This window comes from Janibacter sp. CoH_79_TC_3, assembly GCF_058197955.1.
This window is the reverse complement of sequence record NZ_JBXWIV010000003.1, coordinates 199714-217984: the sequence shown is the minus strand read 5'-3', so window position 1 is coordinate 217984 and position 18271 is coordinate 199714. Positions and strand designations below refer to the sequence as shown.

The window sequence follows — 18271 nt, the reverse complement described above, 5'->3', positions numbered from 1 at the left end:
AACGAAAACAGTCTGGATATCTTACACAAAATTTGGCAGCGATGTTAGCAGATTAGATGAATTATTGCTTATCAAGCCTGAAAACTTTTTATGCTATAGTGAGTTACTGTATATAAACCTTATAGCCAAACCTTATTAAACTGTTTTTTAATGATTTAGGCTAGATAGCTACATACATAGACGCATGACAGCATATCTGTCTATCATTGCTCAACGCGCTCGCTTATACTTATATAAACCCAATTACTTATATAAACACAGTTAACACCGCTGAGTTATATCCATTTAGCGATATAATAATCCCTTTTATGCATAGCGCTTACGTTTCTACCGAGATTTGACCATGACTTCTTTAGCTAGCCAAAGCAACACTACCGCCCAAAACGACTCTACCACCCATACCGCTGCTGTCCAAAGTATCTTAAGCAGCTTGCTTGATGTGCATCAATTTGACGCCAGCCAAATCAAGACTGATAGCGAAAGTTTAGAACACTGGGGCAAAGACTGGACCAAGCATTTCGCCCCTGCGGCCGCTGCTATCGTCTTTCCAAAGACTACTGAGCAAGTACAAGCCATCGTGCTCCTTGCCAATGAGCACAATGTGGTTTTAACCCCAAGTGGTGGTCGTACCGGTTTGTCTGCTGGCGCAGTTGCCGCCAATGGCGAGATTGTCGTTAGCATGGATAAAATGAACCAAATTGGACAGTTCTATCCTGCCGACCGACTGGTTGAGATTGAAGCTGGCGTAGTCACGCAGCAGTTGCAACAGTTTGCCGAATCAAAAGACCTCTACTACCCTGTCGACTTTGCTTCTGCTGGCTCAAGTCAAATCGGTGGCAATATCGGCACCAATGCCGGTGGTATTAAAGTGATTCGCTATGGCATGACGCGTCAATGGATTATGGGGCTCACAGTTGTCACTGGTAAAGGTGATATCTTGCAGCTCAACCGCGGTATGGTCAAAAATGCGACAGGTTATGACTTGCGCCAATTGTTTATTGGTAGCGAAGGCACACTTGGTTTTGTCACCCATGCACAAATAAAGCTTGAGCGTCAGCCGCAAGACTTAAACGTCATGGTACTGGGTATGGACAGCTTTAATGATGTCATGAATGTACTTTCGGCATTTCAAGCACAAATTGATTTGACCGCTTTTGAATTCTTTGATGATGTGGCGATTGATAAGCTGATGGCTCATGGCCAAGTACAAGAGCCATTTGAGTCACGCACCAAGTTTTATACCCTGCTAGAGTTTGAAGCGCCGTATGAGCCTATCATGGATAAAGCCATGGCGATATTTGAGGATTGCATGGAGCAAGGTTGGGTCGTTGATGGGGTGATGAGTCAGAGTCTAGCGCAAGCGGAAGAGCTGTGGAAGCTACGCGAATATATATCTGAGACCATCTCGGTATTCACCCCTTATAAAAACGATGTCTCGGTATTAATCAGCTATGTGCCTGAGTTTATCGCTGAGATTGATCATATTGTCAGCAGTAACTATCCGGACTTTGAAGTCTGTTGGTTCGGTCATATCGGCGATGGCAATTTGCATCTGAATATCTTAAAGCCTGAGAACATGAGCAAAGATGATTTCTTTGCCGAGTGTCAAATCGTCAATAAACACGTGTTTGAGACGGTACAAAAATACGGCGGTTCGGTCTCTGCGGAACATGGTGTTGGTATGACTAAAAAGCCGTATCTAAATTATAGTCGCAGCGAAACTGAGATTGATTATTTACGCGAAGTTAAAAAAGTCTTTGACCCGAATAACATTATGAACCGTGGTAAGATTTTTGATATGTAATTGGTTCAATTTATTATTATCGTAATAATTTTAATTGCATAAAAAAAGACGCTAAATATTAAGTCTAGCGTCTTTTTTATAAGAATTCTTATCATCAGTCATAAAATGAAGCAGTATGCTTTACCATCGTAATCCTATGGCTTATAAATATAGCAGCACCAAACTAACAACTAACAACACACTCAAAAAACCTTGCACCACTAAAAAGGCTTGATGCGGCGCGGCGATATGGCGCACCATATTGCCAAGCGCATTATAGGTAATATCTGCCGCTTTGATATGTGGCGCGGTATCAAAGGTTTTGATAATTTGCAAAAATTGCTCGGTACGCTCAGCTGACCAACCGTGCGGCGCAAAGGGCAAATAGGGCGACAGTTGCGCTGCTTGTTTTTTGGTGGCAGGCGACCATAACCAACGCTCCAAAAACAGCAAACGCATCCGCCAGTCCGAGAAGCTACGCTGCTTAACCACTTGTAATACTAGCACTTGCAAGTCTTTATGGCGGCTATCAACAAAGATACGCTGCGTCAGCGCCGCAACTTTGGCTTTTTCGCCTTCTATACATTGTAAAAAATGACCATTGCCATAACATAGCGTACCTGTGATGCCGTGCTGCTCATTGTAATCACGCGCATGAGCCTCTACTTCATCAAATATCGCCGCATTTAAGCGCGAAGCAAGCGTCAGGGTGCTGACATAAACCAACTGTACCAATGCAGTGTCTGCTATTTCATCTAATTTGCTAAAGGCATTAGTATGAGTTAGAGGCATAATTAAAATCCTAAAAGGTTACCGTTAAAAGTAACCAAAAAATACGCCACATAAAATGACGCTTAAGCGAATAAAAACTTCGTTCACAAGTGATAGTAAGTCACAAAAACCTAGCAAATAGTTACGCCGTTTGACTGTGATTGACTACGAGACTTGCTATCATAACCACCTTGATAAAGGGCGTGATAAAGAGCATTATTAAATTGGTAGATTGCTTAAAAGTGATTTGTCATAATAAGCAATAGGAAATCGAGACAAAATACAGTGCCAACATAAGCACTTGTAAACAGGCTAAATCGCCTTATTAAAATAACAATGACAGATACAATGTTTATAGCTCATTGGCTATAACTCATTGTAAATGCAAAGATAATTGATTGTAACGATTATATCAGCCTATAGATATGCTTTTCTCGACATTATTAACTGAAAAGTTACCTAAAAATTGGGCGCCGGCGTTTACTTTTCGCAATTGCATCTATGCAAAAACATCTATTAAGAACCTTTTTTACGACTTTTAATAATTGCCTTTTTATAACTATTATTTTTTATCACTACCCTTTTTATCACTATTTTTTTATGAACACCCTTATCAAAATAACATTAACATCGATTGAATATTATTGATTTATTATCACTGATTTACAGAAACGACAGACAGGAACATTATGAGCAAGATAGAAAAATTAGACGACTTTCACCTCACCATTGCTGAGATTAAGAAAAAAGATTATCCGCAACTTAAAGCCTTGATGGATCGTGTCTATGTCAACTTGGGCGGCGCGTGGTCAAAAAACACCATTAACACCTTAATTGATGCCTTTCCTGAAGGACAGATTGCCTTGTTTGACCATGATGAGCTGATTGGCATCGTGCTATCGATGCGCGTTGATTACAACAAGTTCTCTAATCCGCATACTTATGATGACTTAATTGGTCATAAAGAAATTATCAGAGACAACCCTGAAGGCGATGCTATTTATGGCTTAGATGCGTTAATCGATCCTGAATATCGTGGTTATCGCTTGGGTCGCAGACTTTATGATGCGCGTAAAGAGCTGTGCCGCCAGTTAAACTTCCGCGCTATCTTAGCCGGTGGTCGTATTCCCAATTATCACAATCACCAAGACTTGACACCTGGCGAATATATTGAAGCCGTTGAAGCGCGTGAAATTCATGACTCCGCGCTGTCTTTCCAGTTATCAAATGGCTTTATCGTTAAACGTATTTTGACGGCTTATTTGCCAGATGACAAACAGTCTAAAGGCTTTGCGACGTTGCTTGAATGGGCAAACATTTATTATGAGCCGCAAGATTATAAGCCCAATACGCGTAAATCAGAGGTCAGAATCGGCGGTATTCAGTGGCAGATGCGTGAAGTTGAATCACCTGAAGAGCTGTTGCAACAAGTTGAGTTCTTTGTCGATATTATGGCTGATTACAACTCTGACTTTGCTTGTTTACCAGAATTTTTTAACGCGCCGTTAATGGGTCTGTGTGAATCGACTGACCAAAACGTTGCGATTCGCTTTTTGGCCGGTTATACCGAATGGTTTAAAAACGAGATTTCACATTTGGCGGTCAGCTATAACGTCAACGTCATCAGCGGCTCTATGCCTCTGCTCGATGAAGATGATACCTTATATAACGTCAGCTATTTATGCCGCCGTGACGGTACAGTCGAGGAGCAGCGCAAAATTCATATTACCCCGCATGAGCGTAGCGCGTGGGTGATTGAAGGTGGCGATGAAGTCAAAGTATTCGACACTGATGCTGGTCGTATCGGTATCTTAGTTTGCTATGACATTGAGTTCCCAGAGCTTGCGCGCTTGATGGCGCTTGATGATATGGATATTTTATTTGTACCGTTTTGGACAGATACTCAAAACGGCTATCTGCGCGTACGCCACTGTGCCCAAGCGCGTGCGATTGAAAATGAATGCTATGTGATGATTTGCGGTTCTGTCGGTAATTTACCGCAAGTTGAAAGCTTAGATATCCAGTATGCGCAGTCGTCTATTTTCTCACCATCGGATTTTGCTTTCCCGCATGATGCGATTATGGCGGAAACCACGCCTAATACAGAGATGGTATTCTTCTCGGATTTGAACTTAGATAAGCTGATTCATGTTCGTAATGAAGGCTCGGTGCATAATCTACTTGACCGCCGTGATGATTTGTTTAGCTTAAAATGGAAGAGAAAAGCCAAAATTCCAGCCAGCAAATTAACTGATGAAGAGCGCCGTGAAAACTCAGGCAGCGTCCTTATTGGCGATCCATTGCAAGACCGCGCACAAAAGCTTTAAGGGTTTATTTTAAGAAATAGGCATTAAAAATAAGAACGTAGCAATTAAAATAATACGGCTGACCATTCAGCCGTTTATTTTTATCTATCAAAAATTTTAAGAGCAAAAAAAGCAGCCACTATGACGACTGATTCTAATCTTAATATTAAAAATACTATTGATACGCCAAAAAAAACGCCAAAGCAAAAAGTATGTTCTGTTGCTAAAAATCTGTTTATATATGGCTTGGTATTTGCGGTCATTTATATTGCTATTAACTGGTGGCGACAACCCGTCATGCCGGCCAATCCGCAATTACAACTGATTGACTATCAAGGGCAGAGCGTTGACTTAGCAGCGCTGAGTCGCGATAAGCCAACGTTGGTATACTTTTGGGGAACTTGGTGTCCGGTTTGTCGGGTGACCTCACCGACCATAGATAAGCTTGCCGCTGCAAATGACTACCCTGTGGTGACCATTGCGATTAAATCAGGCTCTGACCAAGAGCTACACAGCTACCTTAACGAACATAATTATCGCTTTACCACCGTCAATGACCAAGAAGGTGAAATATTCACCGATTGGCAGGGTCAAGTAACGCCGTCTTATGTTGTCCTAAAAGATGGTGAGATGACGCAAGGCTTGACTGGTATGCAGCCACTTTGGTCGCTGAAATTGCGCTTGTGGTTATCAGAAGTTTTTTAGCGCTTAGCCAATTAGGTATAATCTAATAAATAGACAGTCAAATTTGTGAGACCTATGATTTAATAGACAAGGTATTTATATTGATACAAGTGACTGGTTTTGGTTAAAAATAGGACGATACTGGTCAGCTCTTTTTACCCTACTCGTTTTATCATATAATAGCTGCCGTTATCATATTCACTTTTCTAATTATTCTGCTATCTTTTAAAGATATTTTTTGTTGCAATCGTCTCATTAGTATTTATGATGGACGTGACTATTTACAATCAAGTTATAAGCAATTCATAAGAAACAAGTTGTAAGCAATGCTCTCTAAGCAACTTTTTCTAAGTGAAATACCAGCATCGATTATCAAATATTTGACCCCATATTATATTTAACCTTATGCCTAAATTTCAAACGCAACCTCTAACCACCATTTTATAAGACACCTTCTATGACTGATAAAAGTACTGATACACCAAACCAGGATTATAAAGATACCCTAAACCTTGCTGATACGCCTTTTGCAATGCGTGCAAACCTTGCCAAACGTGAGCCAGATTGGCTTGCTGCGTGGGAAGCGGATGACGTGTACGGCAAAATTCGTCAGGCGCGTGCGGGTGCGACCAAATATATTTTGCATGACGGCCCTCCATACGCCAACGGTCAGATTCACTTGGGTCACGCGGTCAATAAAGTATTGAAAGACATTATCGTAAAGTCAAAAACTTTATCAGGCTTTGATGCACCTTATGTGCCGGGTTGGGATTGTCATGGTCTACCTATCGAGCAAAAAGTCGAAGCCAAAGTTGGTAAAGTTGGTCAAAAAGTCTCTGCGACTGAATTCCGTGGTCTATGCCGCGAATATGCGAGCACACAAGTTGCATTGCAAAAGGCGGACTTTAAACGTTTAGGCGTATTTGGTGATTGGGATAACCCTTATCTAACGATGAACTTCCACCAAGAAGCCAATATCGTGCGCGCACTGGCCAAAATTTATGACAATGGTCATGTGACTCGGGGTATGAAGCCGGTTAACTGGTGCTTGGACTGTAGCTCTGCTTTGGCTGAAGCCGAAGTTGAATACCAAGATAAAGTATCTGACGCTATCTATGTGAGCTTTGATGTGCTTGACACTGACAAGGTTGCAGCATTCAGCGACATCGAAGGTAACATCGCCGCGATTATCTGGACCACGACGCCTTGGACTTTACCTGCTAACCAAGCCATTTCGGTACACCCTGAGCATGACTATAGCGTGGTCGCCACTACAAAAGGTAACTTCTTATTAGCGACTGACTTGGTCGAAAGCGCATTAAACGAGTTTAAACTGAGTAGCGATGGCATCCTAGCTACTGTATCAGGACGCGAGCTTGAAGGCCTGCGCGCCCAACATCCATTGATTACAGATCGTCAAGTGCCACTTATCTTAGGCGATCATGTGACCACTGACAGCGGTACTGGCCTCGTCCATACCGCACCCGGTCACGGTCTTGACGATTATATCGTTGGTCTTAAATATGACTTGCCGGTTGAAAACCCAGTCAGTGGTACGGGCGTTTATCTAGAAAGCGCGGCGGTATTTGCCGGTGAGCATATTTACAAAGCCAATCCGCAAATCATTGCCGCCCTGCATGATAACGGCCATTTAATCAGCCATACTAAAATTGAGCACAGTTATCCACATTGCTGGCGTCATAAGTCGCCGATTATCTTCCGCGCAACCCCGCAGTGGTTTATCAGTATGGAAACCAAAGGTCTGCGTGAGCGTGCCCTTGCTGACATTCCTTCAGTCAATTGGACGCCTGCTTGGGGACAAAACCGCATTGAAGCGATGATGACCGGTCGCCCAGATTGGTGTATCTCACGTCAGCGTACGTGGGGCGTACCAATTACTTTCTTTATGCACAAAGAAACAGGCGAGCTGCATCCAAATACGCTAGAGCTGATGGAAGTGGCTGCACAAAAAATCGATGCGGGCGGCGTAGAAGCTTGGTTTGATGCCAGCTGTGAAGATTTCTTAGGGGCGGAAGCAGCTGACTATGATAAAGCAACGGATACCCTAGACGTTTGGTTTGACTCAGGAACGACGCATTTTGCCGTTCTTGAGCAACGCGATGAATTAACCAACCCTGCTGATATGTATTTAGAAGGCTCAGATCAGCATCGCGGCTGGTTCCAGACGTCACTATTAACGTCTGAGGCGATGTACGAGCGCCCACCGTTTAAGCAAGTATTGACCCATGGTTTTGTCGTCGATGAAAACGGTCGTAAGATGAGTAAGTCACTTGGCAATATCATCACGCCGCAAGATGAGATTAATAAAACCGGCGCGGATATGCTGCGTTTGTGGATTGCGTCGAGCGATTATCGTTATGAGATGAGCGCGGGTAAAACGGTCTTTAAAGGCGCAATCGACATGTATCGCCGTATCCGTAATACCTTACGCTTCTTACTGGCGAATACAGATGACTTTGACCCAGCGACCAACAGCATTGATATTAATGAGCTGGTCAGCCTTGATAAATTCATCATTGAGCGTGCGCAAACGGTACAAGCACAAATCATCAGTGCTTATGATGCGATGGACTTTCACCAAGTCACCCAGCATGTCACCGCGTTTTGCTCGCAGGATTTAGGCAGCTTCTATTTAGATATTATCAAAGACCGTCAGTACACCACTCAGACTGATGGACAGCCGCGTCGCTCTGCGCAAACGGCGATTTACCATATCACCCATGCGTTGATTCGCTGGATTACGCCGGTTTTATCATTCACGGCACAAGAAGCATGGGAAGTATTGGAAGGTAAAAACGGCAACGAAGCAGGATATGTATTTACGGAAGAATGGTATACCTTCCCAGAATTTGAGCTCAGCGCCATCAGTACCGATGACTGGCAACATATCATGCAAGCAAAAGATATGGTTAATAAGCATATCGAAACCGCACGTGGTGAAAAAATCATCAATGCCAACTTGTCTGCTGGCGTTGATTTATATGCCAACGGTGCGATGCATGAAAGCTTAGCCAAGCTTGGTGAAGAGCTGCGCTTTGTGTTGATTACCAGCAATGCAACCTTGAAGCCGATGAGCGATGCACCTGCTGCTAGTCAGAATGCCACCACAGAGCAAGCCGAAAGCAGCAGCAAAGAAGCGGCAGACTTAGTGGTCAAAGTCAGCGCTGCAACAGGTACCAAGTGCGTACGCTGTTGGCATATCCGCGATGACATTGGTACCGATAGCGCACACCCTGAACTATGTGCTCGCTGCGTCACCAATGTCGCAGGCTTGGGCGAGGTGCGCCACTATGCCTAATTCTACGCCTAATCCGACAGACTCATCGGAACATAAGCAGCCGCAGGCTGAGGTTGACCATTCGCCTACTCCTGCTCATGCGACCACGGGCAGCTCAACCACGCCTAAGAGTCGCTTAAATAAGACCCCTAAAATGGTCGCTAATGGCAGTCGCGCCTTTATGTGGTATTTGCTGTCGCTGGTCGTCATTATTATTGACCAGTGGACGAAGTGGTTAGCTGAAACCAATCTGAATTTCCTCGAGCCAGTACCCGTGATTGAGCCTTTTTTAAACTGGACGCTTGCTTATAACTACGGCGCGGCGTTTAGCTTCTTGGCAGATCAAGCTGGTTGGCAAAAGTGGTTTTTTGCGGGACTTGCGCTTATCATGTCGCTGTTTTTAATCGGTTATCTGGTAAAAGCGCCACGTAAAGCTAAGCTGTTATCATTGGGTCTAGCCTTGGTGCTTGGCGGTGCTATTGGTAACCTAATTGACCGCTTGTTACATGGTCATGTGATTGACTTTATTCATGTACATTATGCCGACGTTTGGCATTACCCAATTTTTAACATTGCCGATGTTGGTATTTGTATTGGTGTGGCGCTGATTGTCATTGATATGCTGTTTTTAGAAAAGAAGCGTGAGGTATAGCGTTTTAACGTCTTAGACTGTCGTCGAAAATACGATATTTATACCTTGAAAAGTAACTCCTAATAAAATAGCCACTATCAATAGTGGCTATTTTTATGCGCTAACTTTCTCATTTATCAAAAAATACAAAAGATTTTAGCAATCAATCATCCGCATGTGTTTGTTCGAACTCAGCATGCTCAACTTGATATAAGGCCCCTAGACGTTGCTGCAGATCGGCATCCAAAATCTTTTTGGCTTGTTTAAAAAACTCGTTTTCTTCTTCTTTTAAATGATGATGTACTTTATGAATCAGGTCCGCACAAGTTGTATCCCACTTCTCTTGTCCAATACGCCCGTCATCCAAAGTTTCCATCATCTCATCCATTTCATGATGCTCAGTAATGGCGTGACGAGACAAATCAAGACCTTCGTCATGCTGCATAACCGGTATATATAGATGACGCTCTTCAGCGGCTGCATGCGCTTGTAGCTCTAGCTTAAGCGCTTCATAAACGGCTTTACGCTGTGCTTCACCCTTTGTTTTTTCGAGCTTGGCGCATAATCCCCGTTGAACCTCATGCTTTTCAAGCAGAGCCTCAAAAATATCTTGTTTTAAATCAACTTCATCGGCATTCTTATTGGCATTACTCATTATTTTCCTCTTTAAAATTGTTTATGGGTTAGGTAATCAAATGGTTTTATTCACTTTCTAAGCATTATCATAATAATAAAAACGCCTATTGTCATTTATCAGTTAGCAATAAGCTATTATTGCTAACTGATAAATGACAATAGGCTATTATTTGGTCAATCTTATCTATTTTAACTGGAGGAGGCAATTCAAATCCTATTAAGCCAACTACCCACAATCCTATCAAGCCATCTCCGAGAATCGATCTAAAAAAAGTCTTTCAAAACTTCTAACCCACCACCCGCCAATATAAACAATAACCCTGCCAAATTAATAATAACGGTTAAATAATAAGCGATACGAAATTCAGGCTTTTGTGACTTATGCAGCAAATAGGTTTGCGCCACCATCGCACCGACCCAGCCGCCAAGTGCACTTAACAGATGCAGCGTTGATTCAGGCGTTCGCCAATCGCCACTTTGGGCAGCGGCCTTGTCTTTAGCATACATGCCATAGGTAATGATGCCTAATACTGCATACCAAGCAAGTACCAGCCAGCTTAGCTTATTCATGACCGTCAATAAAACTAAAACCCCATAAAAGCCAATTCCAAGGAATAAACGCTTCTTCTGCCCTGCTTCAAATTCTGCTTGAGCGCTACGTTTATGATTTCGCTGGCGGATTTGACTGTTCTTTTGCGCCATTTTTTGTTGCACAAAGCTCAGTTCTTGCACATCCTTTGCTTGCAAGCGCCCCTGATTGTCTTGCCCTACTGTAAAAACCACTTGCTCGCCAACTTCGGGGCGACGCTGGGCTTTAAACGCGCTAACATGAAAGAATACCGACTCGCCAGCAGCAGTTTCGATAAAACCAAAGCCTTTATCGTCTTGCCATTTTTTAATATGACCTTGTTGTTTAGTGCTTAGGTTTTTCGTTTTCATATTCATAGTTTTTATCTATCGATTATTTTTACAACTATTATATAACTTTCCTGCACTCATAAAAAAAGCTAAGAGCTTTACTCTTAGCTTTTTAGTGACCATAAAAATACCTTAACAAGACATTAAGGTATTAACGGCATTTTTTCTGCTCATACAAGTTGGTCAAATTATTGTGACGATCTTTTGCCGCATTGATAGCTTCTTCAGTATTAGAATAGGTACCAATCAAAGCTGGCCAAAATAAAATTGCGGCAGCCACATTCTTACCAGTCGCTTTACGCTCAGCACGTGCTTTTTGCTCAAAGTCATCAGCTTCAGCTATTTCACTAAGAATTTGCTGACAAGATAGATTAACATCACTTACCTTTTTAGTCTGTACAACATGTGGCGTAGCACACCCTTGAGCCAATAATGCGAACATTCCAATTACCAAAACCGCTTTTTTCATAATCATCTCAGAAGTTGTTTAACTTACAATTATTAATATATAAGTTACTTAGCTTAAATTAAGTTTACATTTATATACATTAAGAAAGATAATGTCAACTTAATTTCATTCTTAGACAACTTTAATTATTTATAATTTTTAGTTGAGCTATTAACGCATTGTATTTATTAATTTTTTAAAAAGACATGTGAAGTAGATTGATAAAAACATCAGTAAAAGCTTATAAAAGTGGTCTAACACATATCTGTCACATCAAGACGTTTAGTATATAGGCTATGCTAAACTCTCTATTATAATTAACCCTCTTAATCCTATTCTATAAAAGACACATTACTATGACCGACTCTCAATTTATCACTCCTAACGAAGACATTCGTATCACCCACGGCAGCCTTGTTAAGCTCCATTTCGAAGTGTCGTTAGAAAACGGTACAGTGATTGACTCAACCTTTAACCGTGATGCGCCCGTAAAGCTGACGATCGGCGATGAGAGCTTTTTACCGGGTTTTGAGCAGGTGCTGATGAACCTAAGAGCTGGCGATACACGCACAGCTCACCTTGAGCCTGAGCAAGCGTTTGGCGAGTGGAACCCTGATAACATCCAGCATTTTAGCCGCACCCAATTTGCCCTGATCGCTGACAATCCTGAAATTGGTATGCTGGTCGAGTTTGAAGATAAAGGTAAAAATACTCTGCCCGGCACCATTAGCGCCATTGATGACGACGAAGTAGAAGTCGATTTTAACCATCCGCTTGCTGGACAGTCGGTACTTTTTAAAGTGAAGATATTCCAAGTCACCCCGCCGGGCGTCACAGGTATCAAGCTAATGTAGTATCAAAAATTGCTTTAGAATAAAAACCTTATTTAGAATAAAAACAGGGATAAACAGATGCAATATCACACACTGCCACAACTGAATGAAAAAGTCTCAAAAATTTGCTTAGGAACAATGACCTGGGGACAGCAAAATAGCGAAAGCGATGCTCATGCCCAGATGGACATGGCGCTTAACGCAGGCGTGAACTTTTGGGATACCGCTGAGATGTATCCGTCGCCGCCTGATAAAGACAAGCAAGGCGATACCGAACGCTTTATGGGCACTTGGTTTAACAAAACCAAACAGCGCGACAAGGTCATTCTTGCCAGCAAAATGTCACCGATGGATTTTTTGCGAGATGGTCAGACGCGCTATACCGCTGAGCAAATTAGCAGCGCTATCGATGGCAATCTTGAACGCTTGCAAACTGATTATATCGATATTTATCAGTTGCATTGGCCTGAACGTCAAGCGAACTTTTTTAGTCAACGCGGTTATAGCGAAGAGATGGCAGCGCAATCGCTAGATGATTTGACGCCTTTTTTAGAAACCATCCAAGCATTAAATGACGAGATTAAAAAAGGCCGCATTCGTGCTTATGGCTTATCAAACGATACCGCTTGGGGTCTAATGCGCTATCTATGGGAAGCGGATAAAAATAGCTTAATCGCGCCTATCACGGTACAAAATCCTTATAGTTTGCTCAACCGTTTATATGAAGTGGGCATGGCAGAGATTGCCCATCGTGAAAATGTTGGTCTACTTGCCTACTCGCCGCTTGGCTTTGGGGTATTGTCTGGTAAATACCTTGATGGCAAACGTCCTACTGGCGCGCGCCTGACGATGTATGACCGCTTTGCTCGCTATACCAATGAAGAAGCAAAAGCAGCCACCGCTCAATATGCCAAAATTGCCGCAGATGCTGGTTTGGACATGGCACAAATGGCATTGGCCTTTGTTAATTCGCGCTCGTTTGTCACCAGTAATATCATTGGAGCGACCACCACTGAGCAACTGCAATCGAATATTGACAGTATTAATGTAACCTTAAGCGCAGATGTGCTAAAAGCGATTGAGGCGGTACATACCCAGCATCCTAATCCATCGCCATAATTTTCCGACATTAGATTCTGATATTGTCCAGCTTTTAATAAGATGACGTTCAGGTATTTGCTTAATAAAGAAAAAGGCGCAAATTGTTAGTATTAATTACTAAGATTTGCGCCTTTTTTATGACTACTTTTCTATTTAAACAGTTTTATACTTGCTTATACTTTAGCTACTTTCGTTAAGACGCGCGAATGTAATTCAGCCAAGCCTTCTTGCATATGTGCTTGTAGTAAATCGGTGAGCTGGCTTTTATTCAAACCTTTAGGATCTATTGGCTCAAGCGGTAAGACAAAAGCCGTCACGTCTTTACTATCAAGCACCTTTTTTAGGCTGTCTTTCATCGTCAGCTTACCGTAGTAAGGCAATTCCTCACTTAAAGTGCCGTCTTTATTCACATAGGCAATTACTAGCGGGCGCACCGGTACATCAGCATCTATCGCCGCTTGTAGCAAAGTGCCATGGATACGCTTAATTTTTTTACCATCGGTAGTGGTCGCTTCTGGAAAGAAGATAACTGAAAAGCCCTTGGTTAAAAAATTGGCAATTTGGGCGGCGACCGTGCCAGCATCACCGGAACCACGCTCGATAAATACCGTACCTGCGGCATGCGCCAACTTACCAAATATTGGCCAATCGCCAATTTCGGCTTTCGATAAGAAAAAAGCTGGACTCACCGTACCAACCACGGGGATATCCATCCATGACACATGATTGGAAACCCATAAACCGTGGTGTTGCTCTACACGCTCGACTGCCACAACTTTTACGCCAAAAGAGCCTGCCATTTTTCGGCAAAAGGCTTGAATATAACGTGGCAGTGTTTCGCGTGGTGGCTGCTTAAAGGCACCGATACGTTGGGCGGCGCGCAGGCCGCCAGCGATGGTGGTGGTCATGCCAGCGATTTGTTTGCCGCGACCTAACTGCTGTTTGAGTGAAAAGCCTGACTTAGATTGGCTCATCTGTGTCCCTCGTGGTTAAAAACTTATGGGTTAAAAAATTCTTTATTAAAGAGCTTAGTGATTAAAAAGCCTATTACTTAAAAAGCTTAACGCTTAAAAAACGTATGATTATATCTCTTAAACGAGCGTCATGAGTATAACAAAATTTATTTACTCAGTGACTAATTGTTCACTGAGTTATGAGTAGCTTTTGTTAATATTTTGCAATAATTAGCTATCAGCTCATTTTTACGCAGTTCATTTTTACATTGTCACTACTCAATAGATTAGTACGTTTAAAAAAGCCAAGCTCGCCGTTAATTAATTTTTACGAGAAGCCTGATACTTCCTTCATTAGAATATTTAATAATAAACCCTGTAACATAAAAGCATGGCTAATTGCGTTAATACGCTTTAATATCAAGTGATAAGACCACATATAGAGGGTCATACGAAGGCTATATCGACAGTTAATAAATCGATAACCGCCATCTATTTACTTAATGACATAGGTGATACTCTTTGGAATATTTTGAAAGACATGAAGGTGGCGAGCGCGCCATTATCGTACATTTAGACATTCGCCAAATTCAAGATCCTGATGATCTGAACGAATTTGAGTTGCTTGCAGATTCGGCAGGCGCCGATCGCTTGGCACTAGTCACAGGCTCACGCGCACGTCCCGATGCCAAATACTTTGTTGGTAGCGGTAAAGCACAAGAAATAGCAGAATTGGTGCGCGAACACGACGCTGATATTGTCCTTTTTAATCACAATTTATCGCCATCACAAGAGCGTAATATTGAAGCACTGGTACAATGCCGTGTCCTTGACCGCACCGGCTTAATTTTAGATATTTTCGCACAGCGCGCCCGTACTTACGAAGGTAAGCTACAGGTTGAGCTTGCGCAGTTAAATCATTTATCGACACGTTTGGTGCGTGGTTGGACGCATTTGGAGCGCCAAAAAGGCGGTATTGGTTTACGTGGACCCGGCGAAACCCAGCTTGAAACGGATCGCCGTTTGCTACAAGTACGAGTCACCCAGCTCAAAAGTAGAATCGAGAAAGTCAGACAGACACGCGCACAAGGTCGAGCACGTCGCCAAAAATCAGACGTACCGACTATTTCACTCGTCGGTTATACCAATGCTGGTAAATCTACCCTATTTAACCGCTTAGTTGATGAAAACATTTATGCGGCTGATAAACTGTTTGCCACGCTCGACCCGACGTTACGTCGTTTAGACTGGCAAGGGGTTGGCCGCGTGGTTTTAGTCGATACCGTCGGTTTCGTTCGTCATCTACCGCATGAACTGGTTGAGTCGTTTCATGCGACATTAGAGGAAACCTTAGAAGCCGACTTATTGCTACATGTCATCGACTCTTCTAGTGAAGATATGCATGAGCAAATCGAGGCGGTTAAAGCTGTCTTAGCTGAAATTGATAACGATGTGCCAGTGCTCAATGTTTATAATAAGATTGATTTGACCGATGAGCCTGCACATATTGGCTATGCTAAAGAAGGTCAGCCTAACCGTGTATATGTTTCTTCTAGTAAAAACCTAGGTATGGAAGAGCTGTCATTAGCCGTCCAGCAGTTACTGACTGGCACACTGACGACGTTTGAATTGACACTACCTTATAATGCCGGTCAGTTAAAAAACTCCTTATATGAGTTGGGCGTTATTCAGGAAGAGAGCTATGATGACAATGGTCATGAATGCTTAACCATTCGCCTGCCAAGTGATAGGCTCAAGCAGCTATTGGGGCAAGCCAATTTAAAACCATTAGATGTCTTGCCGTTGGCACAAGCAACATTGCTGATGCCGATACTTGAAGAGTTTGAGCAGATTGATGAAGATGACAGTCATCATGAAGAAGCGTCCTTAACGGCAGAGGAAGAAAACGCCTTTGCTGAATTTGAAGCGTTAAATTCTGCGACAGAAGAATCTGATTCGAAAAGTTAAATAAACACTTCTTATATTATGTAATCTAAATGGTATTTAATAAAAGGACGCTATCAAACGATGGCGTCCTTTTTTATATTTATAGCGCTTAACATTCATTATACGAGATATTTAGAAACAGCTTAATAGCTGCAATCCGCGCTTAGGCTTTATTAGTCTGCCCACTCTCTATATAATCAGCCTCTATGCGTGCGTTTGAATACATTTGACCAATGATTGTCGTTAGTTAACTACTGAACGCCGTATTTATTAATAAGCTTGATCACTAACGCCTTATGGATTTTTCATATAAACAGCACGTTTTTGCGTCAATTTTATCAAAGACTAATTATATCTGACTTGGCTAGGATTACTTATGAACTCCACTTCTACTTCCAACATACCCTTATGGATGGCGTTAATATTGACGCTGATCATGGTCGTGGTGGTTCGTGAGTCTGCCGTCATTGTTTGCCAATGGGCAGGTATTGAAAAAGCCGCAAATATCGTTGGTTTGCTAACAATGTTTGTTATTTTGATTATTTGGCGACTGATAAAAGGGCTACCGCACTGGCTAACCCAAGCAAGCAACACGTTACTGGTTGATAGTGGTTTTGCCTTTTTGCCGGTTTCTGCCGGAGCCGGCTTACTGCTATTCGCATTAGGTGATGAGTTTTGGGGTGTGATGCTGACGATGATTATCAGTACGCTTATTCCGCTTTGGGGGCTGGCTATCCTTGCCAATCGCTCTCTTAATAATAGCGGCACTACAGATAACAGTGACATTGACAGTACGAATACGACCAACAAGCACAAGGGACAGCATTAAGCTGTAGGAACAAGGCAACGTTATGAGTTTTAATAGTGTGTTTACCGCAACCCTTGCTGCAATATTATTAACCTTGGCAGCCCACGTCATTGCCCGCGTCCTTGCGCGCAAGCTATCGTGGTTACCGATGGTCATCACCGCATTGGCATTGGTACTGCTGTTTTTGTTTATTTTGCAATGGGATTACAACCATTATTACAGCGTGGCAAAACCCGTATTTGACCATTTATTAGGTTATGTGACGGTATTATTGGCTGTACCATTGGCAGCGATGAATTTTAAAGGCTTACCAGTCAAAAAGCTCACCATGATTGTAGCGCTAGCCAGCGTAGTTGGCGCCTTGCTACCCATGTCATTAGCCTATCTATTTTCACTAAGTAATGAGACTATTTTGGCATTTGCTACCCGTTCAGTGACCACACCGATTGGTCTCAGCGTCGCTGATTTGATTAAAGCCCCGCTGGCGATGGCAAACTTGATTATTATTGTTTCAGGGCTTATTGGTGGTACGTTAGCGCGCTTCTTATTTCGCGGTATTGATGATGACCGCGCCAAAGGTTTAGCCCTTGGTTTAGCAGCGCATGCATTTGGCACCGTAGAAGCGTGGCAAATCAGTCATACGGCTGGACGCTATGCCGCCTTTGGCTTAGCAGTCAACGGGTTGGTCACCGCTGTTTGGGTGCCTATTTTTATCAGTGCGTTATCCTAATAAAATGCTTTAAGTTAAATGTAAATACCTTAGCCCATCCTCCTTGATGGGCTTTTTTCACCTGAATCAATTTCATTTGATATAATTTCTAGCGGTATCTCTTACTTATTTTTAATGCAAAGATAAAGGCAAAAATATTGCTCTTATAAGCCCATTAACCACCCTTATTCTGTTACCATCTTGATTTCATTGAGCTTTTTTATAAATTAAAAGTCCTTTTGACTGCGCGTGCACGCATTCAGATATGGCAAAAACTTATTTTGTGTTATAGTAAGCAACTATTATTTTTTGTATCTATTGCAAGTGGTTTTGTTAGACGTGAATTCGTAGGTAGTCGCCATACTGATATTGGCTCACTATAAAATCCTACAAACGCGATAACCGCTTTGACGCGCGACATCACGCGCTTATAGGCAAAGCAATT

Annotated in this window: 15 protein-coding genes; 10 read left to right on the top strand and 5 right to left on the bottom strand. The window is 42.5% G+C overall.

The window, feature by feature from the left end; translation table 11 throughout:
- Positions 1–343 precede the first annotated feature (343 nt).
- On the top strand, positions 344–1804 hold the full coding sequence (locus AC2FA3_RS04960; RefSeq protein WP_490508594.1) for an FAD-binding oxidoreductase: 1461 nt from the start codon (positions 344–346) through the stop codon (positions 1802–1804).
- A gap of 141 nt (positions 1805–1945) precedes the next feature.
- On the opposite strand, the gene AC2FA3_RS04955 is transcribed toward AC2FA3_RS04960, so the two are convergent.
- The gene (locus AC2FA3_RS04955) at positions 1946–2575 is read right to left on the bottom strand and encodes a BLUF domain-containing protein (RefSeq protein WP_490508593.1); all 630 of its coding nucleotides are present in this window, start codon (positions 2573–2575) and stop codon (positions 1946–1948) included.
- A 668-nt stretch (positions 2576–3243) separates the two neighbouring features.
- Between AC2FA3_RS04955 and AC2FA3_RS04950 the strand changes: the two genes are divergently transcribed.
- The 4 genes from AC2FA3_RS04950 (at position 3244) to lspA (ending at position 9494) form a co-directional block, all read left to right on the top strand.
- Positions 3244–4881 (top strand): carbon-nitrogen hydrolase family protein, encoded by a 1638-nt coding sequence (locus AC2FA3_RS04950; protein WP_490508592.1) that lies wholly within the window; start codon positions 3244–3246, stop codon positions 4879–4881.
- A gap of 120 nt (positions 4882–5001) precedes the next feature.
- On the top strand, positions 5002–5565 hold the full coding sequence (locus AC2FA3_RS04945) for a protein disulfide oxidoreductase (RefSeq protein WP_490508591.1): 564 nt from the start codon (positions 5002–5004) through the stop codon (positions 5563–5565).
- A 436-nt stretch (positions 5566–6001) separates the two neighbouring features.
- Positions 6002–8863: an isoleucine--tRNA ligase gene (ileS, locus tag AC2FA3_RS04940; RefSeq protein WP_490508589.1), complete on the top strand. Its 2862-nt coding sequence runs from the start codon at positions 6002–6004 to the stop codon at positions 8861–8863.
- Entirely contained in the window at positions 8856–9494 is a 639-nt protein-coding gene (gene lspA / locus AC2FA3_RS04935; RefSeq protein ID WP_490508588.1) for a signal peptidase II, read from the top strand. Before ileS ends, lspA begins: the two co-directional genes overlap by 8 nt.
- 142 nt (positions 9495–9636) lie before the next feature.
- Here the strand turns inward: lspA and AC2FA3_RS04930 are convergent, their stop codons facing one another.
- The 3 genes from AC2FA3_RS04930 to AC2FA3_RS04920 all read right to left on the bottom strand — a co-directional run bounded on the left by AC2FA3_RS04930 (position 9637) and on the right by AC2FA3_RS04920 (position 11496).
- Complete coding sequence (locus AC2FA3_RS04930; protein WP_490508587.1) at positions 9637–10128, bottom strand: hemerythrin domain-containing protein; 492 nt, start codon at positions 10126–10128, stop codon at positions 9637–9639.
- Positions 10129–10373: 245 nt separating this feature from the next.
- Positions 10374–11054: a DUF1294 domain-containing protein gene (locus tag AC2FA3_RS04925; protein WP_490508586.1), complete on the bottom strand. Its 681-nt coding sequence runs from the start codon at positions 11052–11054 to the stop codon at positions 10374–10376.
- 124 nt (positions 11055–11178) lie between these two features.
- Complete coding sequence (locus tag AC2FA3_RS04920; protein WP_201546266.1) at positions 11179–11496, bottom strand: hypothetical protein; 318 nt, start codon at positions 11494–11496, stop codon at positions 11179–11181.
- A 335-nt stretch (positions 11497–11831) separates the two neighbouring features.
- Here AC2FA3_RS04920 and AC2FA3_RS04915 point away from each other — a divergent pair, with 335 nt between their 5' ends.
- Together AC2FA3_RS04915 and AC2FA3_RS04910 are read left to right on the top strand one after the other, a co-directional pair.
- Complete coding sequence (locus AC2FA3_RS04915; protein ID WP_490508585.1) at positions 11832–12329, top strand: FKBP-type peptidyl-prolyl cis-trans isomerase; 498 nt, start codon at positions 11832–11834, stop codon at positions 12327–12329.
- A gap of 57 nt (positions 12330–12386) precedes the next feature.
- A complete protein-coding gene (locus tag AC2FA3_RS04910) occupies positions 12387–13427 on the top strand; it encodes an aldo/keto reductase (protein WP_490508584.1) in 1041 nt (346 codons plus the stop codon).
- A 155-nt stretch (positions 13428–13582) separates the two neighbouring features.
- Here the strand turns inward: AC2FA3_RS04910 and AC2FA3_RS04905 are convergent, their stop codons facing one another.
- Positions 13583–14383, bottom strand: a complete 801-nt coding sequence (locus AC2FA3_RS04905; protein ID WP_490508583.1) for a lysophospholipid acyltransferase family protein — start codon at positions 14381–14383, stop codon at positions 13583–13585.
- A gap of 501 nt (positions 14384–14884) precedes the next feature.
- Between AC2FA3_RS04905 and hflX the strand changes: the two genes are divergently transcribed.
- The 3 genes from hflX to AC2FA3_RS04890 all read left to right on the top strand — a co-directional run bounded on the left by hflX (position 14885) and on the right by AC2FA3_RS04890 (position 17847).
- Positions 14885–16330, top strand: coding sequence for a ribosome rescue GTPase HflX (hflX, locus tag AC2FA3_RS04900; protein ID WP_201610331.1), 1446 nt, complete (start codon positions 14885–14887; stop codon positions 16328–16330).
- 355 nt (positions 16331–16685) lie between these two features.
- Positions 16686–17138, top strand: coding sequence for a hypothetical protein (locus AC2FA3_RS04895; protein WP_490508582.1), 453 nt, complete (start codon positions 16686–16688; stop codon positions 17136–17138).
- Between the two features lie 22 nt (positions 17139–17160).
- The gene (locus tag AC2FA3_RS04890; RefSeq protein ID WP_490508581.1) at positions 17161–17847 is read left to right on the top strand and encodes an LrgB family protein; all 687 of its coding nucleotides are present in this window, start codon (positions 17161–17163) and stop codon (positions 17845–17847) included.
- The last annotated feature ends 424 nt before the right edge of the window (positions 17848–18271 follow it).

Excerpts from the sequence above, each read along its gene's own strand:
- AC2FA3_RS04960 (WP_490508594.1), top strand. The coding sequence starts at position 344 with ATGACTTCTTTAGCTAGCCAAAGCAACACTACCGCCCAAAACGACTCT.
- AC2FA3_RS04955 (WP_490508593.1), bottom strand. The coding sequence starts at position 2,575 with ATGCCTCTAACTCATACTAATGCCTTTAGCAAATTAGATGAAATAGCA.
- AC2FA3_RS04950 (WP_490508592.1), top strand. The coding sequence starts at position 3,244 with ATGAGCAAGATAGAAAAATTAGACGACTTTCACCTCACCATTGCTGAG.
- AC2FA3_RS04945 (WP_490508591.1), top strand. The coding sequence starts at position 5,002 with ATGACGACTGATTCTAATCTTAATATTAAAAATACTATTGATACGCCA.
- ileS (WP_490508589.1), top strand. The coding sequence starts at position 6,002 with ATGACTGATAAAAGTACTGATACACCAAACCAGGATTATAAAGATACC.
- lspA (WP_490508588.1), top strand. The coding sequence starts at position 8,856 with ATGCCTAATTCTACGCCTAATCCGACAGACTCATCGGAACATAAGCAG.
- AC2FA3_RS04930 (WP_490508587.1), bottom strand. The coding sequence starts at position 10,128 with ATGAGTAATGCCAATAAGAATGCCGATGAAGTTGATTTAAAACAAGAT.
- AC2FA3_RS04925 (WP_490508586.1), bottom strand. The coding sequence starts at position 11,054 with ATGAATATGAAAACGAAAAACCTAAGCACTAAACAACAAGGTCATATT.
- AC2FA3_RS04920 (WP_201546266.1), bottom strand. The coding sequence starts at position 11,496 with ATGAAAAAAGCGGTTTTGGTAATTGGAATGTTCGCATTATTGGCTCAA.
- AC2FA3_RS04915 (WP_490508585.1), top strand. The coding sequence starts at position 11,832 with ATGACCGACTCTCAATTTATCACTCCTAACGAAGACATTCGTATCACC.
- AC2FA3_RS04910 (WP_490508584.1), top strand. The coding sequence starts at position 12,387 with ATGCAATATCACACACTGCCACAACTGAATGAAAAAGTCTCAAAAATT.
- AC2FA3_RS04905 (WP_490508583.1), bottom strand. The coding sequence starts at position 14,383 with ATGAGCCAATCTAAGTCAGGCTTTTCACTCAAACAGCAGTTAGGTCGC.
- AC2FA3_RS04895 (WP_490508582.1), top strand. The coding sequence starts at position 16,686 with ATGAACTCCACTTCTACTTCCAACATACCCTTATGGATGGCGTTAATA.
- AC2FA3_RS04890 (WP_490508581.1), top strand. The coding sequence starts at position 17,161 with ATGAGTTTTAATAGTGTGTTTACCGCAACCCTTGCTGCAATATTATTA.